Consider the following 11,448-nt stretch of genomic DNA (forward strand, 5'->3'; position numbering starts at 1 on the left):
GGCTATGCAGGGATTTAGATGACACGCACGGGCCATAGATCACAGTCGGTGTGGACTGATTGCCTACGCTAGCGAGGAAAACTTAACTGAAACTTAATTCGAAGGCTCTAGAACGGACGTTCCAGGCCGGAAGGGCAGAACTGGATAATAGCAAAAAAACATCAACTGCCAATATATATTAGCGTGATTATTGGCTGCCATTAGTTGAGCTATAAGCAAAGCGCGGACTTTGTAGGAGCGGGTTTACCCGCGAATGCGTCGGTGGCTTCACAAATGCATTCGCGGGTAAACCCGCTCCTACACCCTTCGAACATCAAAACAGGGCCATCTGCCCACCCGGCGGGCAGAACGCCGAGCAATCCAGCACCTGCGCTTCCCGGCCAGCAAAATCCAACCGCTTCATCGCCTTGGCAAAGCGCTGCGCCAGCAGCTCGGCAAACACACCCTCACCACGTATGCGCGCCCCGAACCGGCTGTCATACAGCTCGCCGCCGCGGCTCTGGCGGATCAGGCTCAATACATGCGCCGCCCGCTGCGGGTAATGGTCCTGCAGCCACTGCTCGAACAACGGCGCCACTTCCAGCGGCAGGCGCAACATCATGTAGGCTGCGCTCTGCGCGCCAGCCTCCCTGGCCGCTTCCAGCAGGCGCTCCAGCTCACTGTCGTTGATCATCGGAATCATCGGCGAACACAACACGCCCACCGGCACACCCGCCTCGCGCAATACGCGAATCGCCCTCAAGCGTGCCTTGGGCGACGCCGCACGCGGCTCCAGCACCCGCTTGAGGTCGTCGTCCAGCGTCGTCAGGCTGATCATCACCCGCGCCAGGCGCTGGCGGGCCATTTCGGCTAGCAGGTCGAGATCGCGCAACACCAGCGAACCCTTGGTAACGATGGTCACCGGGTGACGAAAACGCAGCAGCACTTCGAGCAGGCGCCGGGTCAGCAACTGCTCGCGCTCGATCGGCTGGTACGGGTCGGTGTTGGAGCCCAGGTTGATCGGCGCGCACACATAGCCCGGTTTGCTCAACTGTTGGGCAAGCACTTCGGCCGCATTGGTCTTGGCGATCAGCTTGGTCTCGAAATCCAGGCCGGGGGAAAGGTCCCAGTAGGCATGGGAAGGGCGGGCATAACAATAGATACAGCCATGCTCGCAGCCGCGATAGGGGTTGATGGAACGGTCGAAGGGCAGGTCAGGTGACGTATTGCGAGCGATGACGGTCTTGGCAATTTCCACCCGAACCTCGGTGTTTTGAGTGACCGGCACCTCCTGATACCAGCCATCATCTTCAACCACCGACTGTCGCGCAGCGAAACGATTGTGTGGATTATGAGGGGTACCACGACCGCGAACGGGAAGCATGACTTTGGCCCTGAATACTGTTTTTTCATACAGTACTCCAGTGCGCCCCATGCCCTCAAGGGCATCTCGGAGAAATAGCTCAGGGAGCTGACGCTTAATCAACCCCCTTGCCCCAATGAGAAGCCCTATATAACGCCCGACCGTTTACTCCGTTGGTTTCTTCAACTTCGGGTTAGGGAAGAACTGCACCGTCTGCACCTTGGCCGGCGCGGCTTTCGGTGCCAGATGGTTGACCCGGGTGCCGAGTTCCTTCGGCACCGACAAGCCCTGCTCGTTGAGGGTGTCGGTGAAGCCGCAGGCCACGCACTCGCGGTGCGGTACGCCATCCTCGTTCCACATCATCAACTTGTCCGCTTCGCTGCACGCCGGGCATACCGCCCCGGCGATGAAGCGTTTCTTGGTCTTGTTCACGGCTACCTCGCTCATGCTGCAGCGTCCTCGCTCAGGCCACTGTGGCGCAGCAAGGCATCGATGGAAGGTTCACGGCCACGGAAGTCGACGAACAGCACCATCGGCTCGCGAGAACCACCACGGGCCAGGATCGCCTCGCGGAAGGCACGGCCGGTCTCGGCATTCAGCACGCCTTCTTCCTCGAAGCGCGAGAAAGCGTCAGCCGACAGCACTTCGGCCCACTTGTAGCTGTAGTAGCCCGCCGCGTAACCGCCAGCGAAGATGTGCGCAAAGCTGTTGGGGAAACGGTTGTACGCCGGCGGACGCATGACCGACACCTCGTCGCGCACGCCTTCGAGCACCTGCAACACGCTGCGGCCATCGCCATGGCTGGCGTGCAGCTCGAAGTCGAACAGCGAGAACTCCAGCTGGCGCACCATCATCATGCCCGACTGGAAGTTCTTCGCCGCCAGCATCTTGTCCAGCAGGTCCTGAGGCAGAGCCGCGCCGCTTTCATAATGGCCGGAAATCAGCGCCAGGCCTTCGGGCTCCCAGCACCAGTTTTCCATGAACTGGCTGGGCAGCTCGACCGCATCCCAAGCCACGCCATTGATGCCGGAAACACCGGCATGCTCGATGCGGGTCAACAGGTGGTGCAGGCCGTGGCCGAATTCGTGGAACAGGGTGGTGACTTCATCGTGGGTCAGCAGCGCAGGCTTGCCGGGCGCGGCCGGGGTGAAGTTGCACACCAGGTTGGCCACCGGGCTCTGCAGCTCGCCACCTGCTGTACGGCGACGGTCGCGGGCGCCGTCCATCCAGGCACCGCCACGCTTGTTGGCGCGGGCGTAGAGGTCGAAGAAGAAGCGGCCGACATGCTGGCCATTTTCCTTGATCTCGAACAGGCGTACATCCGGGTGCCAACTGTCGAAGCCCTTGAGCTCGGCGATTTCGATGCCGTACAGACGCTGCACGATGCTGAACAGGCCGCCCAGTACCTTGTCGATCGGGAAGTAGGCGCGCAAGGCTTCCTGCGACACGCTGTAGCGCTGCTCACGCAGCTTCTCGCCAAAGTAACCGGCGTCCCAGCTGGCCAGCTCGGCGCAGCCCTGCTCGGCGGCGTAGGCCTTGAGCTGCTCCAGGTCCTGGGCGGCGAACGGCTTGGAACGCTTGGCCAGGTCACGCAGGAAGCTCAGCACCTGGTCGCTGGACTCGGCCATCTTGGTGGCCAGACTCAGCTCGGCGTAGTTCTGGTAACCCAGCAGTTCGGCCAGTTCCTGACGCAACGCGAGGATTTCCTGCATGACCGGACCGTTGTCGTTCTGGCCGGCGTTCGGGCCCTGGTCCGAGGCGCGGGTGCAGTAGGCAGCGTACAGCTCTTCGCGCAGGGCGCGGTCGCTGGCGTAGGTCATTACCGCGTAGTAGCTGGGGAACTCCAGGGTGATCAGCCAGCCGTCGAGGCCCTTGGCCTGGGCAGCGGCCGCCATCTGCGCCTTGGCGGAATCGGTCAGGCCGGCCAGCGCGGCCTCGTCGGTCACGTGCTTGGTCCAGGCCTGGGTGGCGTCGAGCAACTGGTTGGAGAAACGGCTGCCCAACTCGCTGAGCTTGCTCTGCACTTCGGCATAGCGCTGCTGCTTGTCCGCCGGCAGGTCGATACCCGACAGGCGGAAGTCACGCAGGGCATGTTCGAGGATAGTCTTTTGCGCCACGTCGAAGTCGGCAGCCTCAGGGCTGTTGACCAGCGCCTGGTAGGCTTCGAACAGCGCACGGTTCTGGCCCAGTTCGGTAGAGTAGGCACTCAGCGCCGGCAGGCACGACTCGTAAGCCTCGCGCAACTCCGGGCTGTTGCACACCGCATTGAGGTGGCTGACCGGGCTCCAGGCGGCGCCCAGGCGGTCGTTCAGTTCATCCATGGCCAGCACCAAGCCAGCCCAGGTAGGGTTCTTGCCCTGCTGTTCGAGGATCTCGGCAATGGCTTTACGGTTGTCGGCCAGGATCGCTTCGATCGCCGGCAACACGTGTTCGGCACGGATTTGCGAGAAGGGCGGCAGATCGTAGGACTGCAGAAGCGGGTTGTTCGCACTCACGGTTTGGATACCTTGGCAGAAGAAACACTGCCCCATCTTAATTACAATCGACGCCGACCGCAGCAGGCAGCCTGCCTATCGGCACAGATGAGAGACGCTATCATGGCCATCCGAAGCTTCCAGCAACACACTCCGAAAGTTGGGCCCAGGGCCTTCGTCGACCGATCGGCGGTGGTGCTGGGCGACGTGGAGATCGGCGAAGACAGTTCGGTCTGGCCGTTGACCGTGGTACGCGGCGACATGCACCGCATCCGCATTGGCGCGCGCACCAGCGTGCAGGACGGCAGCGTACTGCACATCACCCACGCCGGCCCGTTCAACCCTGACGGCTTCCCGCTGATCATCGGCGACGAAGTGACCATCGGCCACAAGGTCATGCTGCATGGCTGCACCCTGGGCAACCGTATCCTGGTCGGCATGGGCAGCACCATCATGGACGGCGCCATCGTCGAAGACGAAGTGATCATCGGCGCCGGCAGCCTGGTGCCGCCGGGCAAGCGCCTGGTCAGTGGCTACCTGTACATGGGCAGCCCCGTGAAGCAGGCCCGGGTGCTGAACGACAAGGAGCGCGCGTTCTTCTCCTACAGCGCCGGCAACTACGTGAAGCTCAAGGACCAGCACCTGGCCGAAGGCTACGACCAACCGGAATGACCCTGTGGGAGCGGGCTTGCCCGCGAAGAAACCCACGCAAGACTCGAGTGGAACCTCTTACATGCACCAGCAAAACATCCTCTTCGACCTCGACGGCACCCTGACCGACCCGCGCCTGGGCATCACCCGCTCGATCCAGTACGCCCTTGCCAAACTGGGCATCGACGAGCCAGACCTGGCCCGCCTCGAACACTTCATCGGCCCACCCCTGCTGCAGGCCTTCATGCAGTTCTACAGCTTCGACGAAGCCAAGGCCTGGGATGCGGTGAACTTCTACCGGGAGCGCTTCCGCGTCACCGGCCTGTACGAAAACCTTGTGTTCGAAGGCGTGCCGGAGTTACTCGAAGCGCTGAACGGCCAAGGCCGTACGCTGTACATCGCCACCTCCAAGCCATGGGAATTCGCCCGCGAAATCGCCCGGCATTTCGCCTTCGATCGCCACTTCAAGGTGATCTACGGCAGTGAGCTGGATGGCACCCGCACCAACAAGGTCGAGCTTATTCGCCACCTGCTGGATGAAGAAGGGCTGGACCCAGCGCAGACGCTGATGATCGGCGACCGCAAGCATGACCTGATCGGGGCGCGCAGTAATGGCTTGCAGGCAGTGGCGGTGGGGTATGGGTTTGGTAGCCGGGACGAGTTGATGGCGGAAGAACCCGCCTACCACTTTGCTACCTTGGCCGAGATGCATCAGGCATTCATCAAGGCTTGATGGCCATTGGGGCTGCTCTGCAGCCCATCGCCGGCAAGCCAGCTCCCACAGGTACCGCATCGATTTCAAACCTTGTGCAGTCCCTGTGGGAGTTGGCTTGCCGACGATGGGCCGCAAAGCGGCCCCAAAATCTCACTGGCTTGCCATCAACCGCTGCAACGCCGCCTTCCTGTCAGCAATCGGCAACCGCCCCAGTTGTTCGACCCGCTCATAAAACCGCAGCCAATCCCCGCCAACTTCCCTGAACACCGCCGCAAACGCCGGCACCCACTGGTCATACAGCCCGAACGGCAACAACTTGGCATTGTTCATCGGCCCATACATCCAGGCGTCATAGCGCTTGTCTCCACCCCACTGGGCATCACGCAGCTGCTGGTATTCCCGCCTCAAGCGCTCGAACTCCGCCTGCTTGGCCTGCCGCTTGTGCGCATCATCCAATGGCCCGGCATACAGCGCCTGCAGCCGCTCGCGGCTGGCCAGCACCAGGCGGATGAACTGGTCCCGTTGCGGCCCATGATTCTCGCCAACCGCAGCAAGCCCACGCGCCACGCGCCATTGCCGCGTACCTTCCTGTTCGACGAAGGTGGCAAACGACTCGTTGAACTCGGTGTCGTCCTGCACATAGAAGCGCTGGTGGGCCAGCTCATGAAAGATCAGGGTGGCCAGCCGCTCATCGCCCCAGCCGACCATCGACGACAGGATCGGGTCGTCGAACCAGCCCAGGGTCGAGTAGGCTTCCACACCGCCCACGTAGACATCCATACCGTGCTGGCGCATCAGCGCCGCCGCCCCCCGCGCTGCCCCCTGCTGGTAGTAGCCGCGATACGCGACGCACCCCGCGATCGGGAAGCAGTGCGTCACTGGCTGCAACGACAGCTCAGGCGTGGCGAACACATTCCACACCACGTAACGCCGGCCAAGGTCGGCGTAAACCCGGTAGCTGCGGTTATCCGGCAGTTTCAGCTGCTGACTGGCGAACGCCCGTGCCTGCTCGGCATGTTCCAGGCGCACACGCAATTGCGGGGAAGTGGCCGGGTCGGCCATTACCTGTGCCACTGGCTGGCGCGCCCGCAGCAGCTGCCACTGGCCTTCGGCCAACTGTCCATAATAGGCGGCGCTGCTGCAACCGTTCAGCAGGAGCGCCGCCAGCAGCGGAACCAAACCGGTAAAAATGCGGTCGAGTGGCCCAGGGCCTGAGCGCTGAATAAGAAAAAGTCGAAGCATCCGGGACTGTCTGACTCGCTCAAGGCCGATTCGCTCCAAGACTATCTCGCCAAGGGGGAGTTTCGCCATGCGTGCATTGTTGGTCGCCGGCTCACTGTTGCTGATATCCGCCTGTTCGACCTTGCCAGACCCAGACCCGAACCAGGCCTGGATCGACCTCACCCCCTACGACAACACCTCGCTACACGCCGTGCAGGTAGACGAGCGCGACTGGGCCGATAACCGTTATTTCGAGGTGCAACCCGGCAGCCACGAGTTGACCGTGCGCTACCAGTTCCCGGTTACCCCCAGCAATATCGGCCCGGTCGACCAGCCACTGTGGCGGGATTGCCAGGTCAAGCTGACCTTCAAGGATTTCAGCGCCGGGCAGCGCTACCAGTTGCAGGCCGGCAGCATCGGTTTCCGCCCCTGGATCAAACTCTACGACCACCAGCAGAAACTGCTCGGCCAGGGCCTGCCAGCGGGCTGCCAACGCACCTGAACCGTGCAAACGGCGCTATGCTTATAGCTTGTAAATCGCAAGTGGGAGTTTTGCCATGCGCCAGCCCATGATGCTGATCGCCCTCAGTACGCTGGGGGCTTGCGCCAGCCCCTTGCCGCCCGTCGACCCCAAGCAGGCCTGGGTCGATCTCTACACCATGACCCCCGGCAGGGTGATCATGGCCGACCGCCTCGACGGCAAGCGCCTGGATGACGGCCGTTACTTCCAGGTAACGCCAGGCAAGCATGAACTTGTGGTGCGCTTCGATTACGAGATCTATGCGGGCGGCATCATGAGCGAGCCCCGGGACCGTACCTGCTACCTGACCGTGCGCTTCGACGACTTCAAGGCCGGTGAGCGCTACCGCCTGGAGGCACGGGCACCCGTAATGGAACCGCAGGTGCTGCTGTATGACGCCAACCGCAAGGTAGTGGTGAACGAGCCTAGCGAAGTGTTCTGCATACCGTGAGCCTGGGGCTGCTGCGCAGCCCATCGCGACACAAGGCCGCTCCCACAGGGGATCGCATACTTCCTGTGGGAGCACCTTGTGTCGCGATAGGGCCGCAAAGCGGCCCCAAAACCTCAAACCCTATCGATCATTCTTCTGGTAAATGATCTTCTTGGTCCCGCCATCACAGGACCCGACGACCATGTTCTGGTCCTTGACCTCACTGTTGGGCACGATCTCCAAGGTGTAGGACGTGACCCCTTGGGCCTGGATCTTGGCCTCGATCTCGGCTTTAAGCTCTTCGCACGGCTTGACCGCCGCCAGCGCAGACGTGGCGACCAGGGAAGCCAATACGGCGACTGCTACGCGAATCATGGAACGGCTCCGGAAAGGGCAGCGTGCTGCCGACGCTGTTTAGACTACAGCAAACCGCCGCCGTTGCGCCGCTTCAGCCCACCAGCGCCGCATCCAGGGTGATCTTCGCGTTCAGCACCTTGGACACCGGGCATCCTTCTTTGGCCTTGTTGGCGATTTCCAGGAACTGCGCCTCGCTCGCCCCAGGGACCTTGGCCCTGAGCACCAGGTGCACGGCCGTAATGGCAAAGCCATCTGGCTGCTTGTCGAGTGTCACTTCGGCAGCTGTGTCGATCCTGTCCGGCGTGAGCCCTGCCTCACCCAGCATCATCGACAGCGCCATCGAGAAGCAGCCGGCATGCGCCGCGCCGATCAGCTCCTCCGGGTTGGTCCCGGAAGCGCCCTCGAAACGGGTGTTGAAGCCGTACGGGTTCTGCTTGAGCGCACCGCTTTCGGTAGAAAGCAGGCCTTTGCCATCCTTCAGGCCACCTTGCCAGATCGCCGATGCTGTCTTTTTCATGATGCCTCCTGGTCACTCGGTTACTTACCTACCGGTTCAGAGGCCTGCTGCTCGCAGCAAGTTCAGAGCAATCTGACTTCAGGCATTGAATCCAACGAATACGCCCATACAGAATCAAAAAGGCCTCTGGCCAACCACCTTTGCGGAGGCTCCATGACGCAGCTGCGTGACCTGAAGATTTCCACCCTCGACCTGGTACCCGTGCGCGCCGACGCTGGCCCCGCGCAGTCCCTGCGCAACTCGCTGGACCTGGCGCAGCACGTCGAGCGCTTCGGCTACAACCGCTTCTGGGTGGCCGAGCACCACAACATGGACGGCATCGCCAGTTCGGCCACCTCGGTGCTGATCGGCTACCTGGCGGGGGGTACTTCGACCATTCGCGTGGGTTCTGGCGGGGTCATGCTGCCCAATCATGCGCCGTTGGTGATCGCCGAGCAGTTCGGCACCCTGGCCAGCCTGTACCCGGGGCGTATCGACCTGGGCCTCGGCCGCGCGCCGGGCTCGGACCAGATGACGGCCTATGCCCTGCGGCGTGACCGTGCTGGCGGCCCGGACGACTTTCCGGACGATGTCGAAGAACTGTCGCGCTACCTCGGCCCACGTACCGATGATCAAAAAGTGATCGCCGTGCCAGGGCACGACACCGACGTGCCGATGTGGCTGCTCGGCTCCAGCCTGTTCAGTGCCCAGCTGGCCGGTATGCGCGGCATGCCCTATGCGTTCGCCTCGCACTTCGCGCCGCGCTACATGCATGAGGCGATCCGCGTGTACCGCAACCACTTCAAGCCCTCGACCACCCTGGACAAGCCGTATGTGATGCTGGGTATTCCCATGGTGGTGGCCGCAACCGACGAGAAGGCCGAGTATCTGGCCACCTCGGTGTACCAGCGCATCCTCGCGCTGATTCGCGGGCAGAGCCTGATGCAAAAGCCGCCGGTGGCAAGCATGGATGGCTTGTGGCTGCCCCATGAGCGCGATGCGGTGGGCAGCTTCCTGGGCCTGGCGATGATCGGCAGCCCGCAGAAGGTGCGGGCCAAGGTGCAAGTGCTGCTGGAGCAGACCGGGGCCGATGAGCTGATCTTTACCTGCGACCTGTATGAGCATGCGGACCGGATTCGGTCTTATGAACTGATGGCGCAGGCCCTGAAGACCGAGTGACCTTCTTCGCGGGCTTGCCCGCTCCCACAGGGACTGCACAAATGCTGAGACCTGTGGTGTACCTGTGGGAGCGGGCGAGCCCGCGAAGAAGCCAACACATCAGCCACGGCGGTACACAATTTCCTTGGTACCACCCTCGCAGCTACCAATCACCTTGCCCGCCGGCTCGCCTTTGTTGACGATTTCCAGGGTGTAACCCTTCACACCCTTGGCATCCAGCTTGGCCGCAATCTCCGCCTTGAGTTCCTCGCACGGCTTGCCCGCCGCCAGCGCACCACCAGCCAGGCTCATCAGGCCCAGCGCCAGAATCAGTTTGTTCATCGATCGCTTTCCTTGTACAGATGAAATCAGCAAGGGCGCCCGCCAAGGCGCCCCTTTCCTAAATACCCCATCACGCCGGGCTCATCCAGCCCGTCGATGTTTCAACTGTTGGCGATACGGAAGCCAACCTTCAGCGTCACCTGAAAGTGATCGACCTTGTTGTCACGGATATGCCCGCGGGTATCGACCACTTCGAACCACTCCAGCAGCTTGATGCTCTTGGCCGCTTCGGCCAAGGCATTGTGGATCGCATCTTCGATACTGGTGGTCGACGAACCTACCAGCTCGATCTTCTTGTAGGTGTGATGATCGGACATATGCTCTCTCCTTGGATGACGGTGTCATTGAGCCTAGCAGCGCAGGCGTGGTTTACCTGCGAGCGGTCAGCGCCGAGGAAAGTTCGATCGCACTTTCCCGCAGCCCCGCAGTCGCAATCCTTACAGCCCATACTGCAAAGGAGAGTCAACATGCACCGCAACTCGCTGCGTAAAACGTCCCTGGAAAGCATGGAAGCAGAGATCGAAAGCCTTCTTAAAAGCCTGGAGAACCTCAAGCACGATGCCTCCGAGGAAACCCAGAAATCGGTGAAGGCGATGCGCAGCAACGCCGAAAGCGCCCTTCGTCATTCGCGCAGCCTGCTGAGCGATGCCTACGAAGAAGTGAAGCAGCGCACCCGCCAAACAGGCCTCGCCACCCGCGACTACGCCCAGGAGCACCCGTACACCACCGCAGGCGTGGCCATCGGCGCACTGGGCCTGCTGGCGGCGTACCTGATCTGCAAGCGCAACTAGGCGCTTTGCCGCGCCAGCTCCGCCCGTAACCACTGCGCCAACTGCTCGGCGCGCCCGTCCGCGGCGCGCCGGGGCACCCACAACGCCAGCGCCGCAGGGGTAGGTGAAAAGCCCCACGGCGCACTCAAACGGCCCGCCCGCAGGTCATCGGCGACCAACGGCTGCGGCGCGATGGCCACGCCCAGCCCGGCTACGGCGGCTTCCAGCAAATAATAGAGATGCTCGAAAGCCTGGCCATAGTGGATGGCAGCCGGCTCCAGCCCCTGTTGCAGCGCCCAGGTCGGCCAGGCCTGCGGCCGCGAGGTGGTATGCAACAAGGCCTCGCCCAGCAAGGCCTTGGCAGGCGCGCCCTGCAAGCGCTCGAAGCCAGCGAAATGCGGGCTGAGCACCGGCCCGATACGTTCCTCGGCCAGTACATGCACCTGCATGTCTGCCGGCCAGGGTGGCTCGGCATACACCAGCAGCGCATCCAGCCCAGGCCGCCGCGGGTCGAGGTCACCTTCACCCGCCGACAGATGCAGGCGCAATTCGGGCAAATCCGCCTTCAGCCGCCCCAGCCGGGGGATGAACCAGCGCGCCAGCAGGCTGCCCGAGCAACCCAGCACGAACGGCGCCTCGCTCACATCGCGGCTGAGCTCGGCACACACGCTGCGCAGCCGGTCGAAGGCTTCGCCACTGGCGTCACGCAGGCGCACGCCGGCATCTGTGAGTTTGATGCCGCGCCCGTCCTTGACGAACAGGGCCACGCCCAAGTGCTCTTCGAGCACCTTGATCTGCCGGCTGACAGCACCATGGGTGACATGAAGCGCTTCGGCCGCCTGGCTGACACTGTTTAGCCGGGCAGTGGCCTCGAAGGCCCGCAGGGCGTTGAGGGGAGGGAGGTCGTGGGCCATTTTACCTGTGAGTTTTTCTGACAAGTTTGCGCAATCTTATCGGTTTTCAGCCGGGCTT

15 protein-coding genes are annotated in these 11,448 nt (G+C 62.5%); 6 read left to right on the forward strand and 9 right to left on the reverse strand.

All coding sequences use genetic code 11. The annotated features are described in order from the left end of the window. Positions 1-313 precede the first annotated feature (313 nt). From TZ03_RS11940 to prlC, 3 genes are all read right to left on the reverse strand, one after another. The gene (locus TZ03_RS11940; RefSeq protein WP_051097808.1) at positions 314-1,363 is read right to left on the reverse strand and encodes a PA0069 family radical SAM protein; all 1,050 of its coding nucleotides are present in this window, start codon (positions 1,361-1,363) and stop codon (positions 314-316) included. 144 nt (positions 1,364-1,507) lie between these two features. Continuing rightward, positions 1,508-1,789: a YheV family putative zinc ribbon protein gene (locus TZ03_RS11945; protein WP_051097809.1), complete on the reverse strand. Its 282-nt coding sequence runs from the start codon at positions 1,787-1,789 to the stop codon at positions 1,508-1,510. Further along, positions 1,786-3,837 carry an oligopeptidase A gene (prlC, locus tag TZ03_RS11950; RefSeq protein ID WP_236692819.1) on the reverse strand — a complete coding sequence of 684 codons (2,052 nt, stop codon included), beginning with the start codon at positions 3,835-3,837 and terminating at the stop codon, positions 1,786-1,788. The genes TZ03_RS11945 and prlC overlap by 4 nt, the downstream gene beginning before the upstream one ends. Before the next feature lie 102 nt (positions 3,838-3,939). Here prlC and TZ03_RS11955 point away from each other — a divergent pair, with 102 nt between their 5' ends. Then, complete coding sequence (locus tag TZ03_RS11955; protein WP_051097811.1) at positions 3,940-4,488, forward strand: gamma carbonic anhydrase family protein; 549 nt, start codon at positions 3,940-3,942, stop codon at positions 4,486-4,488. Positions 4,489-4,549: 61 nt separating this feature from the next. Beyond that, positions 4,550-5,200 carry an HAD family hydrolase gene (locus TZ03_RS11960; RefSeq protein WP_051097812.1) on the forward strand — a complete coding sequence of 217 codons (651 nt, stop codon included), beginning with the start codon at positions 4,550-4,552 and terminating at the stop codon, positions 5,198-5,200. Positions 5,201-5,332: 132 nt separating this feature from the next. Here the strand turns inward: TZ03_RS11960 and TZ03_RS11965 are convergent, their stop codons facing one another. Next, positions 5,333-6,406 carry an aminopeptidase gene (locus tag TZ03_RS11965; protein ID WP_051097840.1) on the reverse strand — a complete coding sequence of 358 codons (1,074 nt, stop codon included), beginning with the start codon at positions 6,404-6,406 and terminating at the stop codon, positions 5,333-5,335. An 85-nt stretch (positions 6,407-6,491) separates the two neighbouring features. Here TZ03_RS11965 and TZ03_RS11970 point away from each other — a divergent pair, with 85 nt between their 5' ends. After that, on the forward strand, positions 6,492-6,905 hold the full coding sequence (locus tag TZ03_RS11970) for a hypothetical protein (RefSeq protein ID WP_051097813.1): 414 nt from the start codon (positions 6,492-6,494) through the stop codon (positions 6,903-6,905). Positions 6,906-6,960: 55 nt separating this feature from the next. Then, positions 6,961-7,374, forward strand: a complete 414-nt coding sequence (locus tag TZ03_RS11975; protein ID WP_051097814.1) for a hypothetical protein — start codon at positions 6,961-6,963, stop codon at positions 7,372-7,374. A 120-nt stretch (positions 7,375-7,494) separates the two neighbouring features. On the opposite strand, the gene TZ03_RS11980 is transcribed toward TZ03_RS11975, so the two are convergent. Then, positions 7,495-7,728 carry a DUF1161 domain-containing protein gene (locus TZ03_RS11980; RefSeq protein ID WP_051097815.1) on the reverse strand — a complete coding sequence of 78 codons (234 nt, stop codon included), beginning with the start codon at positions 7,726-7,728 and terminating at the stop codon, positions 7,495-7,497. A gap of 73 nt (positions 7,729-7,801) precedes the next feature. Beyond that, a complete protein-coding gene (locus TZ03_RS11985; protein WP_051097816.1) occupies positions 7,802-8,227 on the reverse strand; it encodes an OsmC family protein in 426 nt (141 codons plus the stop codon). 153 nt (positions 8,228-8,380) lie between these two features. Here TZ03_RS11985 and TZ03_RS11990 point away from each other — a divergent pair, with 153 nt between their 5' ends. Beyond that, positions 8,381-9,385 carry an LLM class flavin-dependent oxidoreductase gene (locus tag TZ03_RS11990; protein ID WP_051097817.1) on the forward strand — a complete coding sequence of 335 codons (1,005 nt, stop codon included), beginning with the start codon at positions 8,381-8,383 and terminating at the stop codon, positions 9,383-9,385. 99 nt (positions 9,386-9,484) lie between these two features. Here the strand turns inward: TZ03_RS11990 and TZ03_RS11995 are convergent, their stop codons facing one another. Further along, positions 9,485-9,706 carry a DUF1161 domain-containing protein gene (locus tag TZ03_RS11995; protein ID WP_051097818.1) on the reverse strand — a complete coding sequence of 74 codons (222 nt, stop codon included), beginning with the start codon at positions 9,704-9,706 and terminating at the stop codon, positions 9,485-9,487. 101 nt (positions 9,707-9,807) lie between these two features. Further along, positions 9,808-10,023: a dodecin gene (locus tag TZ03_RS12000; protein WP_051097819.1), complete on the reverse strand. Its 216-nt coding sequence runs from the start codon at positions 10,021-10,023 to the stop codon at positions 9,808-9,810. A 150-nt stretch (positions 10,024-10,173) separates the two neighbouring features. Here TZ03_RS12000 and TZ03_RS12005 point away from each other — a divergent pair, with 150 nt between their 5' ends. Next, complete coding sequence (locus TZ03_RS12005) at positions 10,174-10,497, forward strand: DUF883 family protein (protein ID WP_051097820.1); 324 nt, start codon at positions 10,174-10,176, stop codon at positions 10,495-10,497. Here the strand turns inward: TZ03_RS12005 and TZ03_RS12010 are convergent. Further along, positions 10,494-11,390 carry a LysR family transcriptional regulator gene (locus TZ03_RS12010; RefSeq protein ID WP_051097821.1) on the reverse strand — a complete coding sequence of 299 codons (897 nt, stop codon included), beginning with the start codon at positions 11,388-11,390 and terminating at the stop codon, positions 10,494-10,496. The genes TZ03_RS12005 and TZ03_RS12010 overlap by 4 nt on opposite strands. Positions 11,391-11,448 lie beyond the last annotated feature (58 nt).

Source organism: Pseudomonas sp. 10-1B, from assembly GCF_000935045.1.
GTDB lineage: Bacteria > Pseudomonadota > Gammaproteobacteria > Pseudomonadales > Pseudomonadaceae > Aquipseudomonas.